The 20681-nt window shown below is 62.2% G+C and carries 19 protein-coding genes; 4 read left to right on the top strand and 15 right to left on the bottom strand.

The features are described from left to right. Positions 1-2 precede the first annotated feature (2 nt). The 10 genes from rpsS to rpsL all read right to left on the bottom strand — a co-directional run bounded on the left by rpsS (position 3) and on the right by rpsL (position 7545). Positions 3-281 carry a 30S ribosomal protein S19 gene (gene rpsS, locus A9K65_RS19540; RefSeq protein ID WP_006205463.1) on the bottom strand — a complete coding sequence of 93 codons (279 nt, stop codon included), beginning with the start codon at positions 279-281 and terminating at the stop codon, positions 3-5. A 16-nt stretch (positions 282-297) separates the two neighbouring features. After that, entirely contained in the window at positions 298-1131 is an 834-nt protein-coding gene (gene rplB / locus A9K65_RS19535) for a 50S ribosomal protein L2 (RefSeq protein WP_024505067.1), read from the bottom strand. Positions 1132-1153: 22 nt separating this feature from the next. Continuing rightward, positions 1154-1447: a 50S ribosomal protein L23 gene (locus A9K65_RS19530; protein ID WP_013531424.1), complete on the bottom strand. Its 294-nt coding sequence runs from the start codon at positions 1445-1447 to the stop codon at positions 1154-1156. Then, positions 1444-2064: a 50S ribosomal protein L4 gene (gene rplD, locus A9K65_RS19525; protein WP_013531423.1), complete on the bottom strand. Its 621-nt coding sequence runs from the start codon at positions 2062-2064 to the stop codon at positions 1444-1446. Before rplD ends, A9K65_RS19530 begins: the two co-directional genes overlap by 4 nt. After that, positions 2064-2792 carry a 50S ribosomal protein L3 gene (gene rplC / locus A9K65_RS19520; protein ID WP_013531422.1) on the bottom strand — a complete coding sequence of 243 codons (729 nt, stop codon included), beginning with the start codon at positions 2790-2792 and terminating at the stop codon, positions 2064-2066. The genes rplD and rplC overlap by 1 nt, the downstream gene beginning before the upstream one ends. A gap of 61 nt (positions 2793-2853) precedes the next feature. Continuing rightward, on the bottom strand, positions 2854-3162 hold the full coding sequence (rpsJ, locus tag A9K65_RS19515) for a 30S ribosomal protein S10 (protein ID WP_010909272.1): 309 nt from the start codon (positions 3160-3162) through the stop codon (positions 2854-2856). A 69-nt stretch (positions 3163-3231) separates the two neighbouring features. Then, the gene (gene tuf / locus A9K65_RS19510; RefSeq protein WP_013531404.1) at positions 3232-4407 is read right to left on the bottom strand and encodes an elongation factor Tu; all 1176 of its coding nucleotides are present in this window, start codon (positions 4405-4407) and stop codon (positions 3232-3234) included. 99 nt (positions 4408-4506) lie between these two features. Further along, entirely contained in the window at positions 4507-6597 is a 2091-nt protein-coding gene (gene fusA / locus A9K65_RS19505; protein WP_064995204.1) for an elongation factor G, read from the bottom strand. A 29-nt stretch (positions 6598-6626) separates the two neighbouring features. Beyond that, the gene (rpsG, locus tag A9K65_RS19500; RefSeq protein ID WP_008875664.1) at positions 6627-7097 is read right to left on the bottom strand and encodes a 30S ribosomal protein S7; all 471 of its coding nucleotides are present in this window, start codon (positions 7095-7097) and stop codon (positions 6627-6629) included. A 76-nt stretch (positions 7098-7173) separates the two neighbouring features. Then, complete coding sequence (gene rpsL / locus A9K65_RS19495; RefSeq protein WP_006333356.1) at positions 7174-7545, bottom strand: 30S ribosomal protein S12; 372 nt, start codon at positions 7543-7545, stop codon at positions 7174-7176. A gap of 497 nt (positions 7546-8042) precedes the next feature. On the opposite strand from rpsL, the gene A9K65_RS19490 reads away from it, so the two are divergent. Both A9K65_RS19490 and A9K65_RS19485 read left to right on the top strand, forming a co-directional pair. After that, the gene (locus A9K65_RS19490) at positions 8043-8324 is read left to right on the top strand and encodes a transcriptional regulator (protein ID WP_013531420.1); all 282 of its coding nucleotides are present in this window, start codon (positions 8043-8045) and stop codon (positions 8322-8324) included. Between the two features lie 172 nt (positions 8325-8496). Next, positions 8497-9423 (top strand): Gfo/Idh/MocA family oxidoreductase, encoded by a 927-nt coding sequence (locus A9K65_RS19485; protein ID WP_064995203.1) that lies wholly within the window; start codon positions 8497-8499, stop codon positions 9421-9423. A 100-nt stretch (positions 9424-9523) separates the two neighbouring features. Here the strand turns inward: A9K65_RS19485 and A9K65_RS19480 are convergent, their stop codons facing one another. Then, a complete protein-coding gene (locus tag A9K65_RS19480) occupies positions 9524-9922 on the bottom strand; it encodes a chlorophyllide reductase (protein ID WP_064995202.1) in 399 nt (132 codons plus the stop codon). A 96-nt stretch (positions 9923-10018) separates the two neighbouring features. Here A9K65_RS19480 and A9K65_RS19475 point away from each other — a divergent pair, with 96 nt between their 5' ends. Continuing rightward, the gene (locus tag A9K65_RS19475) at positions 10019-10597 is read left to right on the top strand and encodes a DUF2975 domain-containing protein (RefSeq protein ID WP_063168071.1); all 579 of its coding nucleotides are present in this window, start codon (positions 10019-10021) and stop codon (positions 10595-10597) included. Positions 10598-10610: 13 nt separating this feature from the next. Further along, on the top strand, positions 10611-10823 hold the full coding sequence (locus A9K65_RS19470) for a helix-turn-helix transcriptional regulator (protein ID WP_013531416.1): 213 nt from the start codon (positions 10611-10613) through the stop codon (positions 10821-10823). 65 nt (positions 10824-10888) lie between these two features. On the opposite strand, the gene rpoC is transcribed toward A9K65_RS19470, so the two are convergent. The 4 genes from rpoC to rplJ form a co-directional block, all read right to left on the bottom strand. Then, positions 10889-15085, bottom strand: a complete 4197-nt coding sequence (rpoC, locus tag A9K65_RS19465) for a DNA-directed RNA polymerase subunit beta' (protein ID WP_013531415.1) — start codon at positions 15083-15085, stop codon at positions 10889-10891. Between the two features lie 186 nt (positions 15086-15271). Then, on the bottom strand, positions 15272-19408 hold the full coding sequence (gene rpoB, locus A9K65_RS19460) for a DNA-directed RNA polymerase subunit beta (RefSeq protein ID WP_013531414.1): 4137 nt from the start codon (positions 19406-19408) through the stop codon (positions 15272-15274). 251 nt (positions 19409-19659) lie between these two features. Next, positions 19660-20037, bottom strand: a complete 378-nt coding sequence (gene rplL / locus A9K65_RS19455) for a 50S ribosomal protein L7/L12 (RefSeq protein ID WP_013531413.1) — start codon at positions 20035-20037, stop codon at positions 19660-19662. A 54-nt stretch (positions 20038-20091) separates the two neighbouring features. Next, a complete protein-coding gene (gene rplJ / locus A9K65_RS19450) occupies positions 20092-20610 on the bottom strand; it encodes a 50S ribosomal protein L10 (RefSeq protein WP_064995201.1) in 519 nt (172 codons plus the stop codon). Positions 20611-20681: the final 71 nt, after the last annotated feature.

Below are 20681 nucleotides of genomic sequence, written 5' to 3'. Positions count from 1 at the left end.
GATTATTTCCTCTTCGCCTTCTTATCCGCGCCGTGACCGTAATAGGTCCGGGTCGGAGCGAATTCACCGAACTTGTGACCGACCATGTCCTCGTTCACCGAGACGGGAACATGCTTCTGGCCGTTGTAGACACCGAAGGTGAAGCCGACGAACTGCGGCAGGATGGTGGAGCGACGGCTCCACATCTTGATCACCTCATTGCGACCACCTTCACGAACCTTGTCCACCTTCTTGAGAAGGTAGCCGTCAATGAAGGGGCCTTTCCAAATCGAACGAGTCACTTGGCGTTACCTCTTCTTAGCTCTTGCGCTGATGGCGCGAGCGCAGGATGAACTTGTCGGTCGCCTTGTTGGACCGCGTCTTCTTGCCCTTGGTCGGCTTGCCCCAGGGCGAAACCGGATGGCGGCCACCCGATGTGCGGCCTTCGCCGCCGCCGTGCGGATGGTCGACCGGGTTCATGGTCACGCCGCGATTGTGCGGGCGCTTGCCACGCCAGACCGTGCGACCGGCCTTGCCGTCATTGATGTTGCCGTGGTCCGGATTGGACACGGCGCCAACAGTGGCCATGCAGGAGCCGTGAACGACACGCTGCTCGCCCGAATTGAGGCGCAGGATCGCCATGCCCTGGTCACGACCGACCAGCTGACCGTAACCACCTGCCGAACGGGCGACCTGAGCGCCCTTGCCCGGCTTCAGCTCGATGTTGTGGACGATGGTGCCGACCGGCATCGAAGCCAGCGGCATCGCATTGCCCGGCTTCACGTCGACCGATTCACCGGACACGATCTTGTCGCCGGGAGCCAGACGCTGCGGAGCGATGATGTAGGACAGCTCGCCATCGTCATACTTGATCAGCGCGATGAAGGCGGTGCGGTTCGGATCGTACTCAATGCGCTCGACCGTGCCGACGACGTCGAACTTGCGGCGCTTGAAGTCGATGATGCGGTACGAACGCTTGTGACCACCGCCGATGAAGCGGGCGGTGATGCGACCGTGATTGTTGCGGCCGCCCGACTTGGTCAGGCCTTCGGTCAGACCCTTGACGGGCTTGCCCTTGTAGAGGCCCGAGCGGTCGACGATGACCAGCTGACGGGTGCTGGGCGTTACCGGGTTGAATTTTTTCAGTGCCATTGTTCTGTCCTCGCGGCCTTGCTCAGAGACCCGTCGCGACGTCGATCGACTGGCCATCGGCCAGCGTCACAACCGCCTTCTTGACGTCGCTCTGGCGGCCAACCGTGCCACGGAAGCGCTTGATCTTGCCCTTGCGGACAAGCGTGTTCACGGCCATCACCTTGACGCCGAACAGCGCTTCGACGGCGGCCTTGATTTCCGGCTTCGACGCCTTCTTGGCGACGTTGAAGACGACCTTGTTCTGCTCGGAGGCCATGGTCGACTTTTCGGTGATCGCCGGCGAGACGATCACGTCGTAATGACGAAGGTCGGTCATTTAAAACGCTCCTCGAGAGCCTCGACGGCGGCCTTCGAAAGGACCAGCGTGCCGCGGCGCAGAATGTCGTAGACGTTGATGCCCTGGATGGGCAGCACGTCGATGTTGGGGATGTTCGTCGCCGCCAGCTTGAAGTTCTTGTCAAGCTCGGCGCCGCCGATCAGCAAAGCATTGGTCAGGCCCAGCGTCGCGAAATTCGCGATCAGCGCCTTCGTCTTGGCCTCGGTCAGCTTCAGCTCGTCGATGATGATGATCGACGCGCTCTTGGCCTTGGCCGAGAGAGCATGCTTGAGGCCGAGAGCGCGAACCTTCTTCGGCAGTTCGTGCTCGTGGCTGCGAACGACCGGGCCGTGGGCCTTGCCGCCGCCGCGGAACTGCGGAGCGCGTGCCGAATGGTGACGGGCGCGGCCCGTACCCTTCTGCTTGTACATCTTGGCGCCGGTGCGCGCGATCTCGGCGCGACCCTTGGTCTTGTGCGTGCCCTGCTGCTTCTTGGCAAGCTGCCAGCGCACGACGCGCTGCAGGATGTCTTCGCGCGGATCAAGGCCGAAAATCTCGTCGGAGAGTTCCACCTTGCCGGCGTCCTTGCCGCCCAGCGTTGTGATCTTGAGATCCATTATTCCGCTCCCTCTGTGGCCGGAGCCTCGTTCTTGGCGCCACTTTCGGCAGCAACGGCGCGGATCGCGGCAGGCTTCGGCGCATTGGCCGGCAGTGCCACCTTGGCCGCATCGCGGACCAGGATCCAGGCGCCCTTCGATCCGGGAACCGCACCGCGGATCAGGATCAGGCCGCGGTCGGCGTCGGTCGATACGATCTCGACATTCTGCGTGGTGACGCGGGTGTCGCCCATGTGGCCAGCCATATGCTTGCCCTTGAACACCTTGCCCGGGTCCTGGCGCTGGCCGGTCGAACCGTGCGTACGGTGCGAAACCGAGTTACCGTGCGTTGCACGGCCACCGCCCATGTGGTGGCGCTTGATGACGCCCTGAAAGCCCTTGCCGATCGTCGTGCCCGTCACATCGACCTTCTGGCCGGCGACGAAGTGCTCGACGGTGATCTCGGCGCCGACATCGATCATGTTGTCGGCGGAGACGCGGAACTCGGCGACCTTCGCCTTCGGCTCGACGGAAGCGGTCGCGAAATGGCCGCGCATCGCCTTCGACGTGTTCTTCACCTTGGCAAGGCCAACGCCGAGCTGAACGGCGGTGTAGCCATTCTTCTCTTGCGTGCGCTGGGCCACGACCTGGCAGTTCTCCATCAGGAGAACGGTGACGGGAACATGTTCCCCGGCATCGTTATAGATGCGGGTCATTCCCACCTTCTTTGCAATCACACCTGAACGCATCGGTTCAATTCCTTTAGAGTTCCGGGCCAGGGGCACCGCCCCTTACCGCGCTCTCATTCCCTTAGAGCTTGATCTCGACGTCGACGCCGGCGGCCAGATCGAGCTTCATCAAAGCATCGACCGTCTGCGGGGTCGGATCGACGATGTCGAGCAGACGCTTGTGCGTGCGCATCTCGAACTGCTCGCGGCTCTTCTTGTCGACGTGAGGCGACCGGTTGACCGTGAACTTTTCGATCCGCGTCGGCAGCGGAATGGGGCCGCGGACGTTTGCACCGGTACGCTTGGCCGTCGACACGATTTCCTTCGTCGAGGCGTCGAGCACGCGGTGGTCAAACGCCTTAAGGCGGATGCGGATATTCTGTCCGTTCATGCGTCACTTCCTTGTTCTGGCGCGGCGCGGGCAACTCCCGCGCCCGCGACAGATCGGTTTAAGTCCAAATTACTCTTTGATGGTGACGACGATGCCGGCACCGACGGTGCGGCCGCCTTCACGGATAGCGAAGCGCAGCTTCTCTTCCATGGCGATCGGCACGATCAGCTCGACATCGACCGTGATGTTGTCGCCCGGCATCACCATCTCGGTGCCTTCCGGCAGCGACACGATGCCGGTCACGTCGGTCGTGCGGAAGTAGAACTGCGGACGGTAGTTGGTGAAGAACGGCGTGTGACGGCCACCTTCGTCCTTGGTCAGGATGTAGGCTTCGGCCACGAACTTCTTGTGCGGCTTCACCGTGCCCGGCTTGGCCAGAACCTGGCCGCGCTCGACACCTTCACGATCAACGCCGCGCAGCAGCGCGCCGATGTTGTCGCCAGCCTGGCCCTGATCGAGCAGCTTGCGGAACATTTCCACGCCCGTGCAGGTCGTCTTGGTCGTCGGACGGATGCCGATGATCTCGAGTTCCTCGCCGACCTTGACCACGCCGCGCTCGACGCGGCCGGTCACCACCGTGCCGCGGCCCGAGATCGAGAACACGTCTTCGATCGGCATCAGGAACGGCTTGTCGAGCGGACGGACCGGCGTCGGGATGTAGGCATCGACCGCAGCCATCAGCTCGCGGATCGCGTCTTCACCGATCTTCTTGTCCGAGTCTTCGAGAGCAGCCAGAGCCGAACCCTTGACGATCGGAATGTCGTCGCCGGGGAATTCGTTCTTGGTCAGAAGCTCGCGAACCTCGAGCTCGACCAGTTCGAGCAGCTCGGCGTCGTCGACCTGGTCGACCTTGTTCAGGAACACCACGATCGACGGCACGCCGACCTGACGGGCCAGCAGGATGTGCTCGCGGGTCTGCGGCATCGGGCCGTCGGCAGCCGACACGACCAGGATCGCGCCGTCCATCTGCGCGGCGCCGGTGATCATGTTCTTCACATAGTCGGCGTGGCCGGGGCAGTCGACGTGAGCGTAGTGGCGGTTGGCCGTCTCGTATTCGACGTGAGCCGTCGAGATCGTGATGCCGCGCGCCTTCTCTTCAGGGGCAGCGTCGATCTGGTCGTAGCGCTTGTATTCGCCAAAATACTTGGTGATCGCCGCCGTCAGCGACGTCTTGCCATGGTCGACGTGGCCAATCGTGCCGATGTTCACGTGAGGCTTGTTACGCTCGAATTTACCTTTGGCCATAATCGTTCTCCGTCTATTCTACCCGCTTGGGGGAAATTGTTATTCGCTCTTCAGATCCGGCACCGCGCAAGGGACGCGACGTCGGTGGCTAAGGAACCCTTACGCGTATTTCTTCTGGACTTCCTGGGCCACTGCGGTCGGAACCGGCTCGTAGTGATCGAACTGCATCGTGTAGGCCGCACGGCCCTGGCTCATCGAGCGCAGGTTGTCGACATACTTGAACATGTTGGCGAGCGGCACCATCGCGTTGATGACAACGGCGACGCCACGCGCTTCCTGACCCTGGATCTGGCCACGACGACCGTTCAGATCGCCGATGACGCTGCCGACGTAGTCTTCCGGCGTCACGACTTCGACCTTCATGATCGGCTCGAGCAGCTGCACGCCAAGCTTGGGTGCTGCTTCACGGAAGCAGGCGCGGCCGGCGATTTCGAAGGCCAGAACGCTGGAGTCGACATCATGGTAAGCGCCGTCGATGAGGGTCGCCTTGACGCCGATCATCGGGAAGCCCGCGAACGGACCCGAGGTCATGACGCTGTTGATGCCCTTTTCGACACCAGGGATGTACTCCTTCGGCACGGCGCCGCCGATGATCTTGGTATCGAACTCGAACTCGCTGCTATCGGGGTTCGGCTCGAACAGGATCTTGACGCGAGCGAACTGACCGGTACCGCCGGTCTGCTTCTTGTGCGTGTAGTCCTGCTCGTGCTTGCGGGTGATCGTCTCGCGATAGGCCACCTGCGGTGCGCCGACATTGGCCTCGACCTTGAACTCGCGACGCATGCGGTCGACGATGATGTCGAGGTGGAGTTCGCCCATGCCGGAAATGATGGTCTGGCCGCTTTCCTCGTCGGTCTTGACGCGGAAGGACGGATCCTCGGCGGCCAGGCGGTGAAGGGCGAGGCCCATCTTTTCCTGGTCGTTCTTGGTCTTCGGCTCGATGGCGATCTGGATGACCGGATCGGGGAATTCCATGCGCTCGAGGATGACCGGATGCAGCGGATCGCTCAGCGTGTCGCCGGTGGTCGTGTCCTTGAGACCGGCAAGAGCAACGATATCACCGGCAAATGCCTCTTCGACGTCGGCGCGCGAGTTCGCATGCATCTGCAGCATGCGGCCGATGCGCTCTTTCTTGCCCTTCACGGTGTTGTCGACCGAGATGCCCTTGGTGAGCCTGCCCGAATAGATGCGCGCAAAGGTCAGCGAACCGACGAACGGGTCGTTCATGATCTTGAAGGCGAGCATCGACAGCGGCTCGTTGTCGTCGGCATGACGCTCGATCTCGGCGTCGGTCTTGGCATCGACGCCCTTGATGGCGGGAACATCGGCCGGCGACGGCAGATATTCGACGACGGCGTCGAGCAGCGGCTGCACGCCCTTGTTCTTGAAGGCCGAGCCACAGAACATCGGGTAGAACTTGACCGCGATGGTGCCCTTGCGGATCAGCGCGCGAATCTCGTCATTCGACGGCATCTTGCCTTCGAGGTAATTCTCAAGCGCCGTCTCGTCCATTTCGACAGCAGCCTCGATCATCTTCTCGCGGTATTCTTCGGCACGAGCCTTGAGGTCGTCCGGGATCTCGACGATATCCCAGGCAGCGCCCAGCGTCTCGTCGCGCCAGACCAGCGCGTTCATCTCGACGAGGTCGACAACGCCCTTGAACTCGGTCTCGGCACCAATCGGCAGCTGCATGACAACAGCATGCGCACCGAGGCGCGAGCCGATCATCTCGACCGAGCGATAGAAGTCGGCGCCGATCTTGTCCATCTTGTTGCAGAAGATCATGCGCGGAACGCGATATTTGTCGGCCTGGCGCCAGACAGTCTCGGTCTGCGGCTCAACACCGGCATTGGCATCGAGCAGCGCGATGGCGCCGTCGAGCACGCGCAGCGAACGCTCGACCTCGATGGTGAAGTCGACGTGGCCGGGGGTGTCGATGATGTTGAAGCGGTGCATCTTGCCGTCACGAGCCTTCCAGAAGGTCGTGGTCGCGGCGGACGTGATGGTGATGCCGCGCTCCTGCTCCTGCTCCATCCAATCCATGGTGGCAGCGCCGTCGTGGACTTCGCCGATCTTGTGCGACTTGCCCGTGTAGTAGAGGACGCGCTCGGTGGTCGTCGTCTTGCCGGCGTCAATATGCGCCATGATACCGAAATTGCGGTAGTCTTCGATTTTGTATTCGCGGGCCATCGTAGCTGCCTCTCAGTCTCGTTCGCGCTTTACCAGCGGTAGTGCGCGAAAGCGCGGTTGGCTTCAGCCATCTTGTGGGTGTCTTCACGCTTCTTGACAGCGGTGCCGCGGTTGTTGGCCGCGTCCATCAGCTCGCCGGAGAGGCGGTCGACCATCGTGGTCTCGTTGCGGTTGCGGGCCGCAGCAATCAGCCAGCGAATGGCCAATGCCTGGCGGCGCTCGGGGCGCACGTCGACCGGAACCTGGTAGGTGGCGCCGCCGACACGGCGCGAACGCACTTCCACATGCGGCGCGACATTGTCGAGCGCCTGATGGAAGACGGTGACCGGCTCCTGCTTGGTCTTCGACTGAACCTGGTCGAGCGCGCCGTAGACGATGGTCTCGGCGACCGACTTCTTACCGTCATACATGACGGCGTTCATGAACTTGGTGACGATCAGATCGCCGAACTTCGGGTCCGGATTGATCTCACGCTTTTCTGCACTGTGACGACGCGACATGGCTTTTGTCTCTCAATCTCATAGCCCGACGCACTCAAGGAGCGCCAAGGCCGGAAAATCTTATTTCGGACGCCCCTTACTTCGGGCGCTTGGCGCCGTACTTCGAACGGCGCTGCTTGCGGTTCTTCACACCCTGCGTGTCGAGCACGCCGCGGATGATGTGGTAGCGAACGCCCGGAAGATCCTTGACGCGGCCGCCGCGGATCATCACCACGGAGTGCTCCTGAAGGTTGTGGCCTTCGCCGGGGATGTACCCGATCACTTCAAAACCATTGGTCAGGCGGATCTTGGCCACCTTGCGCAGCGCCGAGTTCGGCTTCTTCGGCGTCGTTGTATAGACGCGCGTGCAGACGCCCCGCTTCTGCGGGTTCTGCTGCATGGCCGGGACCTTGTTGCGCTTCACCGGCGCAATGCGCGGCTTGCGGATCAGCTGGTTGACGGTAGGCATTAAACCCTCTTGTCTCTCAATTCCGTGTCTCGCCCGGTCAGGGCCGCTCAAAGCGTCATTTCCATACGCAAATTCGGGCCATAAACCGCGCCTCGCGGTCTTGCCCGAACAAAAGGCAGAGGAAGCGGAAGCCGCTTCGTGCACGCCGGAAATGTCTTTTCGCTCGTAAAACGAACCCTGTTTGAGGCAAACTCCAAAGCGTGTCGCTTCGGAAGGGAGAGCCTCACATCGGTTCTGACTGGGCGGCTTCTACCCGTAAGACCGCGGACCGTCAAGCCCGGAGCACCAAATATTGCGCGCCGACCAAGGCTTGGCAGCCATGCGAAAACCGCATGTAATTTTCTTTCGCATTTTTGCAAGAGCGAGGAAGAAAGTGACAAGCCTTCAGGCAAAGTGAATGGGTTTGCGCTGTTGCGCGGCCTTGCTTCATGCGAAAAGGCCGCATGAGCAGTCAAAACCCCCTCGCCCGCCCACCCGCTGCCAAGAGGAATCGGCCCGTGAACGACAACGAAGAACGCCCGGTCACCATCATCACCGGCCGGGTGTGGAAGAAAAAAGGCGGCAAACCGGAAGGCGTCCACGTCATGCTGGTTGCGCCCGACGACGATTCGGCGGTGCGCCGGGCGCTCGAATCGCTTGCCGCCGAAGGTTACGCCGAGGCCGAGCTCGACCAGATCGGCGACATGGACGGCATCCCCGACGAAGAGCCGCATATTTCCGCCTTCCAGGGCGCGCTCGAAGGCGAAGTGTCGATCGTTACCTTCGACGTGCCGATCTGACTCCGGTCCAGCTTTCGAATCGACTGCCGAACCGAATCGGCGACCGAGGCCTTCCCAGCCGACAAATGTGCTGCCGCTAAGGGAAGGCTGAGCTTGGCTGCTCGGCTTCGGCTTGCCCGGGGCAAGTGTTCTGATAAGAAGCCATCACCATCATCAAACAGACGGAGCGGCCGTGTCCCAGCCCATCAAGATAGGCATCGTCGGCGTCGGCAAGATCGTCCGCGACCAGCACCTGCCGGCCCTGGCGAAAGACCAGGACTATCGCCTCGTCGCGGCCGCCAGCCGTCACGGCAAGGTGGATGACATCCCGAATTTCCCCACCATCGAAGCCATGCTCGACGCCGTAGCCGAGCTCGAGGCCGTCTCGCTCTGCATGCCGCCGCAATTCCGCTACGACGCGGCGCGGACGGCGCTGACGGCAAAGAAGCATGTCTTCCTGGAGAAGCCGCCGGGCGCTACTGTCAGCGAGGTCGAAGACCTCAAGACATTGGCTGCGCACAACGGCGTCTCGCTGTTTGCCAGCTGGCACTCGCGCTATGCGCCGGCCGTCGAGGCCGCACGTGCTTTTCTAAGTTCAGCCCGCATCCGCTCGGCCGCCATCAACTGGAAAGAGGATGTGCGCCGCTGGCACCCGAACCAGGAATGGATCTGGGCTCCCGGCGGTTTTGGCGTCTTCGATCCCGGCATCAACGCGCTGTCGATTGCCACCCATATCCTGCCGGCCATGTTCATCACCTCGGCGGTGCTCGACTTTCCCGAAAACCGCGCCTCCCCGGTTGCCGCGCGCGTCATCTTCCGCACCTCGAATGGCCTGCCGGTGACGATGGACCTCGACTGGCTGCAGACAGGCCCGCAGAGCTGGGACATCCTGGCCGACACCGACAAGGGCGCCATGGTGCTGTCGGGTGGCGGCTCGAAGCTCGCCATCGACGGCAAGCTCATTCACGAAGAGCCGGAAGCGGAATATCCGATGCTCTACAAGCGCTTCGCCGAGATCGTGCGCGCCGGCGTTTCCGATGTCGATCTGGCCCCGCTCCAGCATGTCGCTGACGCCTTCATGCTCGGCAAGCGCAACGTAGTCGAGGCGTTTTTCGATTGAGCTCTGGAACCGCACTCGCTGATCGCGCGCGGGGGTCGCAGGTTGGGAATAGTCGCGCGACAGGATTGTCGCGCGACTGAGAACCAGCGGATCGCCAGGCTCAATTCCTGGTCCTGCAACCGGCACGCTTGACCATGTCGGCAATGATCAGTGGCGTCGCCGGTGTCTGAGACCAGTTACCCTGACGAGGGGCGCCCGCTTCAAGGGCGGCGCGCACCGCTCGTGTATCCAGGCTGAAAGAACTCTTGCAGGAAACGAGGCCGCCATTGCCGATCGTGTCGGCGATCACGCCGGCGGCTTCGCCAACCCCGGCGACATAGGCGACCAGCGTTTGCCTGGCGACCGGGCTCGTGTCGGCCTTGTCGAGCATTTCCCTCACCTGCCCCACCGATATCCGGCCTGTCGCTGTCGACGGGAGGGCGATGGCAGCAAAAGGCGTTATGGACGCGGCGACAATCGCGATGGCTGCCACGGCAATCCGGCGTTTGAACGAAGGCATAGGTTTCTCCTGTGATGAGGAATTGACAAGAATCATCATTGCGCATAAATAAATTATTGTAAAACGATAATTCATTACGATGGAGTGATAACGGCGATGATTGAACCTGTCATCACGGCTGTCCCCGCCGATCCTGCCCGCCAGCTTAGATTGAGACGCATCCGACTTTTCAGCCTAGTGCTGGCGAGGTGTTTTGTCGTCCTCGCCATATTGCTGACCATCGGTCTGCTGTTCTACTGGCTCAGCGTCTCCGCCAGTTCGATCGCGGCCGATGCGCAAATCCCACAGGAATGGCTGAGCGAGCTTGGCCTCGGTCGAAGACTGGTCGGGTTCGCGATCTCGTTCGTGCCGCTTGCCTGCCTCGTCTTCGCGCTCATGGCCGCAAGGCGCTGCTTCGGCGCTTTCGCGTCCGGCAACTTCTTCGGTCAGGGCGCCATCAGCAATTTGCGATACTTTGGCCTCGGCCTGCTGGCATCCGCCTTGCTGAAACCGGTTTCGGCGGCGGCATTGTCCGTTCTGCTCAGCTGGGACGCGCCTGCCGGCCAGCACCGGCTGACGCTCGGTCTCGACAGCGACACGATGCTGACCTTGCTGGCAGCTTGCATCGTCGCTGTCATCACCTGGGTCATGGCCGAGGCATCGGCACTCGCCGAAGAAAACGCGCAATTCATCTGATGAGGATCAGCTCATGCCCATAAGGGTCAGGCTCAATGTCGTCCTCGCCGAACGAAACGTGAAGTCAAAGGACCTGGCCGAATATGTCGGCATCACCGAGGCCAATCTTTCTCTTTTGAAGCAGGGAAAGGTCAAGGGTATCCGGTTCGACACGCTGGAGCGCATCTGCGACTATCTCGACTGTCAGCCGGGCGATCTGCTTCGCTTCGAGAGGGTGTCCGAATAGCACAAAGAAATAGGCCGCCGGGTTGCCCCGACGGCCTTATTGCCTGAGATCGTTGCCGTCCGCGCTTACTGCGCGGCGGTGGTCATGTCGGCCAGCATCGGCTCGGCGACTTCCGCACCCGAGGCCTTGCGGCGCTCGTCGATGATCAGTTCGTCGCGCGAGGTGGCGATGCGCCGGATCTGGCTCATCGTGCCGCCGGTACCGGCCGGGATCAACCGGCCGACGATGACGTTTTCCTTCAAGCCCTGCAGCATGTCGGTCTTGCCGGCAACGGCAGCTTCCGTCAGCACTCGCGTCGTCTCCTGGAAGGAGGCGGCCGAGATGAAGGACGGCGTCTGCAGCGATGCCTTGGTGATGCCGAGCAGCACCGGCAGGCCTTCGGCCGGCTTCTTGCCGTCCTCGACCAGACGCTCGTTGACCTCTTCCAGTTCGATCACGTCGACATGATCGCCCGGGATGTAGGTCGAGTCGCCCTGCACCGTGATCTCGACCTTCTGCAGCATCTGGCGAACGATCACCTCGATGTGCTTGTCGTTGATCGACACGCCCTGCAGACGGTAGACTTCCTGGATCTCGTTGACGAGGTAGGAAGCAAGTGCCTCCACGCCCTTGATCGCCAGGATGTCGTGCGGCGCCGGGTTGCCGTCGAGGATGTAGTCGCCCTTCTCGATGACGTCGCCGTCCTGGAGATGGAACGGCTTGCCCTTCGGGATCAGGTATTCGACCGGCTCAAGCGTCGAGTCATGCGGCTCGATGATGATGCGACGCTTGTTCTTGTAGTCGCGGCCGAAGCGGATCGTGCCGTCGATCTCGGCGATGATGGCGTGATCCTTCGGACGACGTGCCTCGAACAGCTCGGCAACACGCGGCAGACCGCCGGTGATGTCCTTGGTCTTGGCGCTTTCCATCGGAATACGCGCCAAAACGTCGCCGGGGCGAACCTGCGAACCCGGCTCGACCGAAAGAATGGCCTCGACCGAGAGCAGGAAGCGGGCGTCGCCGCCCTTCGACAGCTTGCCGACCTTGCCCTTGGCGTCCTGGATCGCAATCGCCGGCTTCAAGTCGTTGCCACGCGGCGTCGAGCGCCAGTCGATGACCTCACGCTTGGTGATGCCGGTCGACTCGTCGGCCGTTTCCTGAACGGAAATGCCGTCGACCAGATCCTCGTACGACACCCTGCCCTCGATTTCGGTGAGGACCGGGCGCGTGTAGGGATCCCACTCGGCGATACGCTGGCCGCGCTTCACCTTGTCACCATCGTCCACGAAGATACGCGAACCATAGGTGAGACGGTGCGAGGCGCGCTCCTTGCCGGCTTCGTCGAGGATCAGCACCGCCATGTTGCGGCCCATGACCATCTGCTGGCCGTCGGAGTTGCGCACCACGTTGCGGTTGCGGATCTCGACCTTGCCCTCATACGAGGCTTCAAGGAACGAGCTGTCCACCACCTGCGCGGTACCGCCCATGTGGAAGGTACGCATGGTGAGCTGGGTGCCCGGCTCGCCGATCGACTGCGCCGCGATGACGCCGACGGCTTCGCCCTGGTTGACCGGGGTGCCGCGGGCCAGATCGCGACCGTAGCAGACCGCGCAGACGCCAACCCTGACTTCGCAAGTCAGTGCCGAGCGGATGCGGACCGACTGGACGCCGGCCTTTTCGATCTGTTCCACGTCACGCTCGTCCATCAGCGTTCCAGCCTTGACCAGGATCTCGCCCGACACCGGATGGGTGATGTCGTCGAGCGACGTACGGCCCAGCACGCGCTGGCCGACCGAAGCAACGACCTGACCGGCATCGACGATCGGCTGCATGGTGAGGCCCTTGTCGGTGCCGCAGTCGACGGAGTTGACGATGCAGTCCTGCGCCACGTCGACCAGACGACGGGTGAGGTAACCCGAGTTCGCCGTCTTCAAGGCGGTGTCGGCCAGACCCTTGCGGGCGCCGTGGGTCGAGTTGAAGTACTCGAGCACGGTCAGGCCTTCCTTGAAGTTCGAGATGATCGGCGTCTCGATGATTTCACCCGACGGCTTGGCCATAAGGCCGCGCATGCCGGCAAGCTGGCGCATCTGGGTGGGCGAGCCACGCGCACCGGAGTGCGACATCATGTAGATCGAGTTCATCGGCTTCTGACGGCCATTGTCCTCGAACTCGACCGCCTTGATGCGGGCCATCATCTCGTCGGCGACCTTTTCCGAGCACTTGGCCCAGGCGTCGACGACCTTGTTGTACTTCTCGCCCTGCGTGATCAGACCGTCATTGTACTGCTGCTCGTATTCCTTGGCCAAAGCCTCGGTGTCGGAGACCAGCTTGATCTTGGCATCCGGGATCAGCATGTCGTCCTTGCCGAACGAAATGCCGGCACGGCAGGCATGGCTGAAGCCGAGCGCCATGATGCGATCGCAGAAAATGACCGTCTCCTTCTGACCGCAATGGCGGTAGACGGTGTCGATCATCTTGGAGATGTTCTTCTTGGTCATCTCCTGGTTGGCGGTCTCGTAAGGCACGTTGACGTTCTTCGGCAGAAGCTCGCCGATGATCATGCGGCCAGGCGTGGTGTCATGGATCTTCGACACGACCTTGCCTTCGGCGTCGACCGTGCGGAAACGACCCTTGATCTTGGAGTGCAGCGTCACCGCCTTGGTCTCGAGCGCGTGCTGGAGTTCGCCCATGTCGGCAAACACCATGCCCTCGCCCGGCTCGTTCTGGTTGACGATCGAGAGATAGTAGAGACCCAGAACCATGTCCTGCGACGGCACGATGATCGGCGCGCCGGAAGCCGGGTGCAGGATGTTGTTGGTCGACATCATCAGCACGCGGGCTTCAAGCTGCGCTTCCAGCGACAGCGGCACGTGAACGGCCATCTGGTCGCCGTCGAAGTCGGCGTTGAAGGCCGTGCAGACCAGCGGGTGCAGCTGGATCGCCTTGCCTTCGATCAGGATCGGCTCGAACGCCTGGATGCCGAGACGGTGCAGCGTCGGCGCACGGTTCAGCAGCACCGGATGCTCGCGGATGACCTCGTCGAGGATATCCCAGACTTCCGGACGCTCCTTTTCGACCAGCTTCTTCGCCTGCTTGACGGTCGAGGAGTAACCCTTGGCGTCGAGACGGGCGTAGATGAAGGGCTTGAACAGTTCGAGCGCCATCTTCTTGGGCAGGCCGCACTGGTGCAGCTTGAGCTCCGGACCGGTCACGATGACCGAGCGGCCGGAATAGTCGACGCGCTTGCCGAGCAGGTTCTGACGGAACCGGCCCTGCTTGCCCTTGAGCATGTCGGACAGCGACTTCAGCGGGCGCTTGTTGGCGCCGGTGATGACGCGGCCGCGGCGGCCGTTGTCGAACAGCGCATCGACGGCTTCCTGCAGCATGCGCTTTTCATTGCGCACGATGATGCCGGGGGCGCGCAGCTCGATCAGCCGCTTCAGACGGTTGTTGCGGTTGATGACGCGGCGATAGAGATCGTTCAGATCCGACGTGGCGAAACGGCCGCCGTCCAGCGGGACGAGCGGACGCAGGTCCGGCGGGATCACCGGAACCACCTTCATGATCATCCATTCCGGACGATTGCCGGATTCCATGAAGTTCTCGACGACCTTGAGCCGCTTCAGATACTTCTTCTGCTTCAGCTCGGAGGTGGTCGACGCCAGTTCCGAACGCAGGTCGCCGGCGATCTTCTCCAGGTCCATGCCGGCCAGGAGGTCATGAATGGCCTCGGCGCCGATCATGGCGGTGAACGAATCCTCGCCATACTCGTCGACGGCGATCATGTACTCTTCCTCGCTGAGCAGCTGGTGCTCCTTCAGCGCGGTGAGGCCAGGTTCGGTGACGATGTAGTTCTCGAAGTAGAGGACGCGCTCGATGTCCTTCAGGGTCATGTCGAGCAGCGTGCCGATGCGCGACGGCAGCGACTTCAGGAACCAGATATGGGCGACCGGTGCCGCCAGCTCGATATGGCCCATGCGCTCGCGGCGAACGCGCGACAGCGTGACTTCGACGCCGCACTTCTCGCAGATGACGCCCTTGTACTTCATGCGCTTGTACTTGCCGCACAGGCACTCGTAGTCCTTGATCGGGCCAAAAATGCGCGCGCAGAACAGACCGTCACGCTCCGGCTTGAAGGTGCGGTAGTTGATGGTCTCCGGCTTCTTGATCTCGCCGAAAGACCAGGACAGAATCTTCTCAGGGCTGGCAAGCGATATCCGGATGGAATCGAACACCTGCGCAGGCGCCTGCGGATTGAAGAGATTCATGACCTCTTGGTTCATGCCGTTCTCCTTTTCGGGATCCTCGAAGATCCCTTGCATCTAGTCGCGAGCCAAACGCCCGCCGTCTTTGTCGGCCACTGGCCGTCGAATTCTTCCTGGTTGAGCATGATCCTGTCCGAAAACCGGTAGCCACTTTTCGGGATCATGCTCGAGGCGCGCCGCGGACGGCCGTGGCGCGCCATTGCCTTACTCGGCCGCGTCGGGCAGCCGGACAGGGTTGTCGTCGAGCTTGGTGTTCTCCAGCTCGACGTTGAGGCCGAGAGACCGCATTTCCTTGACGAGAACGTTGAAGCTCTCCGGGATGCCGGCCTCGAAGGTGTCGTCGCCACGCACGATCGCCTCGTAGACCTTGGTACGGCCGGCGACGTCGTCGGACTTCACCGTCAGCATTTCCTGCAGCGTGTAGGCGGCGCCGTACGCTTCCAGCGCCCAGACCTCCATCTCGCCGAAGCGCTGGCCACCGAACTGCGCCTTGCCGCCCAGCGGCTGCTGGGTGACGAGCGAGTACGGACCGATCGAACGCGCGTGGATCTTGTCGTCCACGAGATGGTGAAGCTTGAGCATGTAGATGTAGCCCATCGTCACCTTGCGATCGAACGGCTCGCCCGTGCGTCCGTCATAGAGCTGCGACTGACCGCTGCTGTGCAGGCCCGCCTGCTCCAGCATGATGTTGATGTCAGCCTCATGCGCGCCGTCGAACACCGGGGTCGCGATCGAGACGCCGCGGCGCATCTGCTCGCTGAGGCGAACGATGCTCTCGTCGTCATAGTCGCGAACCGGCTCGTTGCGGTCGTTGGCCGGGATGAAGCTCTCGAGCGTCTTGCGCAGCGGCTTGATGTCGCCCGCTGCCTTGTACGTGTCGATCAGCTCGCCGATCTTCCTGCCCATGCCCGCACATGCCCAGCCCAGATGCGTTTCCAGGATCTGGCCGACATTCATGCGGCTCGGCACACCCAGCGGGTTGAGCACGATATCGGCATGCGTGCCGTCCTCGAGGAAAGGCATGTCCTCGACCGGAACGATCCGCGACACGACACCCTTGTTGCCGTGACGGCCGGCCATCTTGTCGCCGGGCTGCATCTTGCGCTTCACGGCCACGAAGACCTTGACCATCTTCATGACGCCCGGAGGCATTTCGTCGCCGCGCTGGACCTTCTCGACCTTGTCCATGAAACGCTGCTCGAGCGCCTTCTTGGAATCGTCGTACTGGCCACGCAGCGCTTCCAGCTCGCTCTGGAGCTTTTCGTTCTCCACGGCAAACTGCCACCACTGCGAACGCGGATACTCGTCGAGCGTATCCTTGGACAGCGTCGAGCCCTTCTTGAAGCCCTTCGGTCCAGCGATCGCTTCCTTGCCGACGAGCACGTCGGAAAGACGCGCGTAGACGTTACGGTCCAGAATGGCCTGCTCGTCGTCGCGGTCCTTGGCGAGGCGTTCGATCTCCTCGCGCTCGATCGCCATGGCGCGCTCGTCCTTCTCCACACCGTGGCGATTGAAGACGCGTACCTCGACGACGGTGCCGAAGGTGCCCGGAGGCATGCGCATCGAGGTGTCGCGCACATCGGATGCCTTTTCGCCGAAGATGGCGCGCAGAAGCTTCTCTTCCGGCGTCATCGGGCTTTCGCCCTTCGGCGTGATCTTGCCGACCAGGATGTCGCCCGGCTGAACTTCCGCACCGATGTAGACGATGCCGGCTTCGTCGAGGTTCTTCAGCGCTTCTTCCGAGACGTTCGGGATATCGCGCGTGATTTCCTCCGGTCCAAGCTTGGTATCGCGCGCCATGACCTCGAACTCCTCGATGTGGATCGAGGTGAAGACGTCGTCGGCGACGATGCGTTCGGACAGGAGGATCGAGTCCTCGTAGTTGTAGCCGTTCCACGGCATGAACGCGACCAGCACGTTGCGGCCGAGCGCCAGATCACCGAGCTCGGTCGACGGACCGTCGGCGATGATGTCGCCCTTGTTGACCCGGTCGCCCATGCGAACCAGCGGGCGCTGGTTGATGCAGGTGTTCTGGTTCGAACGCTGGAACTTCATCAACCGGTAGATGTCGACGCCGGACTTGCCCGGATCGAGATCTTCGGTGGCGCGGATAACGATACGCGTCGCGTCCACCTGGTCGACGATGCCGCCGCGGCGGGCGCCGATGGCGGCGCCCGAGTCACGGGCGACGATCGGCTCCATGCCGGTGCCGACGAACGGCGCCTCGGCGCGCACCAGCGGCACGGCCTGACGCTGCATGTTCGAGCCCATCAGAGCGCGGTTGGCGTCGTCGTTTTCCAGGAACGGGATCAGGGCCGCGGCCACCGACACCATCTGCTTGGGCGACACGTCCATCAGATCGACGTTTTCGCGCGGCGCCATCATCACTTCGCCGGCACTGCGGCAAATGACGAATTCGTCGACGAAACCACCGTTCTTGTCGAGCTCGGCGTTGGCCTGCGCGACATGGTGCTTGGCCTCTTCCATCGCCGAGAGATAGACGACGTCATTGGTCAGCTTGCCGTCGACGATCTTGCGGTACGGGCTCTCGATGAAGCCGTACTTGTTGACGCGTGCGAAGGTGGCCAGCGAGTTGATCAGACCGATATTCGGGCCTTCCGGCGTCTCGATCGGGCAGATGCGGCCGTAATGCGTCGGGTGCACGTCGCGCACTTCGAAGCCGGCGCGCTCGCGGGTCAGACCGCCCGGTCCAAGCGCCGAGAGGCGGCGCTTGTGGGTGATCTCCGACAGCGGGTTGGTCTGGTCCATGAACTGCGACAGCTGCGAGGAACCGAAGAACTCGCGCACGGCGGCAGCCGCCGGCTTGGCGTTGATCAGGTCCTGCGGCATGACCGTGTCGATCTCGATCGAGGACATACGCTCCTTGATCGCGCGCTCCATGCGCAGCAGGCCGACGCGGTACTGGTTTTCCATCAGCTCGCCGACCGAACGCACGCGGCGGTTGCCGAGATTGTCGATGTCGTCGATCTCGCCCTTGCCGTCGCGCAGTTCAACCAGCGTCCTGACCACGGCCAGGATGTCGTCCTTGCGCAGCACGCGCACGGTGTCCTCGGCCTTCAGCTCGAGGCGCATGTTCATCTTGACGCGGCCGACGGCCGACAGATCGTAGCGCTCGCTATCGAAGAACAGCGAGTTGAACATGGCTTCGGCGGTTTCAAGCGTCGGCGGCTCGCCGGGGCGCATGACACGATAGATGTCGAACAGCGCGTCCTGGCGGCTCTCGTTCTTGTCGACGTTGAGCGTGTTGCGGATATAGGCGCCGACATTGACGTGGTCGATGTCGAGAACCTTGATCTCCTCTTCGCCGGTGCCGAGCAGTACCTTCAGCGTCTTCTCGTCGATCTCGTCACCGGCCTCGAGGAAGATCTCGCCGGTGGCGTAGTTGACGATGTCCTCGGCCAGATAGTTGCCGAGCAGGTCCTCGTCGGTCGCCTTGATCGCCTTCAGACCCTTTTCGCCAAGCGCCCGTGCCTGGCGTGCGGTGATCTTCTTGCCGGCCTCGACGACGACTTCGCCGGTATCGGCATCGACCAGGTCGCCGACAGCCTTGAGGCCGCGGAAACGCTCGACGTTGAACGGAATGCGCCAATGGTCGCCGGCACGCTTGTAGGTGATCTTGTTGTAGAAGGTCGACAGGATCTCTTCGCCGTCCATGCCGAGCGCCATCAGCAGCGACGTCACCGGAATTTTGCGGCGGCGATCGATGCGGGCGTGCACGACGTCCTTGGAATCGAACTCGATGTCGAGCCACGAACCGCGATACGGGATGACGCGCGCGGCAAACAGAAGCTTGCCCGACGAGTGCGACTTGCCCTTGTCATGGTCGAAGAAGACGCCCGGCGAACGGTGCATCTGCGAAACGATGACGCGCTCGGTGCCGTTCACGATAAAGGTGCCGTTCAAGGTCATGAGCGGCATGTCGCCCATGTAGACGTCCTGCTCCTTGATGTCCTTGATGGACTTGGCGCCGGTGTCCTCGTCGATATCGAACACGATGAGGCGCAGCGTCACCTTGAGCGGCGCGGCATAGGTGAGGTCGCGCTGACGGCATTCGTCAACGTCGAATTTCGGTCCTTCGAACTCGTACTTCACGAACTCCAGCATGGAGGAGCCGGAAAAATCGGAGATCGGGAAGACCGACTTGAAAACGGCCTGCAGCCCCTCGTCCGGACGCCCACCCTTGGGCTCCGCCACCATCAGGAACTGGTCATAGGATGCCTTCTGAACCTCGATCAGGTTCGGCATCTCCGCAACTTCCGGAATCTTTCCGAAGAACTTGCGTACGCGTCTGCGGCCATTGAAAGTCTGGGTCTGGGCCATCGTCGCTCCTTAGCTCTAAACTCGGGACGAGCCTCGCCGCGGCTCGCCTTGCATACTGGGCCACCTTGGCGGCAACCCTCTGTCTGTTTTCCCGGCGCCTGTCGGCGGCCGGCTAGAACGGGAGAAAACCCGTTTCCTGAAGGCCGGTTTTCGGCCCTCAGGAAAGAGGTTCTCGCAGATCTCGCGTTACGCGCTCTCCCTTCGGGCGAAGGGAGTGGCGGACGGCGCGAGGCCGCCCGCCGCTTTTACGCTTACTTCAGTTCGACCTTGGCGCCGGCTGCTTCCAGCTGGGCCTTGAACTTGTCAGCGTCGGCCTTGGAAACGGCTTCCTTGACCGGCTTCGGAGCCGCTTCAACCAGATCCTTGGCTTCCTTGAGGCCAAGACCGGTGATGGCGCGGACTTCCTTGATGACGTTGATCTTCTGAGCGCCTGCGTCGGTGAGGACGACGTCGAATTCCGTCTTTTCCTCGGCCGGAGCAGCAGCGGCCGCAGCGCCGCCAGCAGCGGCAACCGCCACCGGAGCAGCAGCCGAAACGCCCCACTTTTCTTCCAGAAGCTTCGACAGCTCGGCCGCCTCGAGGACGGTCAGCTTCGAAAGGTCGTCTACGATCTTTGCGAGATCAGCCATTGTTGTGTTCCTTCATAAGGTTCGAACGTGTGTTTGTGATAGCGAGGAACGGCCTCATGCCGCCTCGTCCTTCCGGGCGTAAGCGCCGATGACGCGCGCGACCGAGGCCGCTGGCGCATTGACGATCTGGGCGATCCGGGTTGCCGGCGTGGCGATCATGCCAACCAGCCTGGCGCGCAGCTCATCGAGCGACGGAAGTGTGGCGAGTGCCTTCACACCGTCGGCATTGAGCGAGGTGGTGCCCATTGCGCCGCCGAGAATGACGAGCTTGTCATTTCCCTTGGCGAAATCGGACGCGACCTTCGGCGCCGCAATCGGATCCTCCGAATAAGCAATCAGCGTCTGTCCCTTGAACAGCTGGATGATCGATGCGGAGTCCGTGCCCTGAAGAGCGATTTTGGCGAGACGGTTCTTCGCGACTTTGACGGTGCCACCGGCAGCGCGCATTTTCGACCGAAGGTCGTTCATTTGCGCGACGGTGATACCGGCGTAGTGGGCCACGACCACTGAACCTGCGTTCGAGAACGCACCGTTCAGGCCCGTGACGAGTTCGCGTTTTTCCGCTCTGTCCACTGCCTATCTCCAGTTGACCCCAATCCTGTTAACGGGAACATCCCATTGACGAGGACAGGCGTCGGGTTGCC

The sequence above is a fragment of the Mesorhizobium sp. WSM1497 genome, assembly GCF_001672455.2.
GTDB lineage: Bacteria > Pseudomonadota > Alphaproteobacteria > Rhizobiales > Rhizobiaceae > Mesorhizobium > Mesorhizobium ciceri.
Note: the sequence above shows the minus strand (reverse complement) of the source record. Positions and strands in the feature narration are given on the sequence as shown.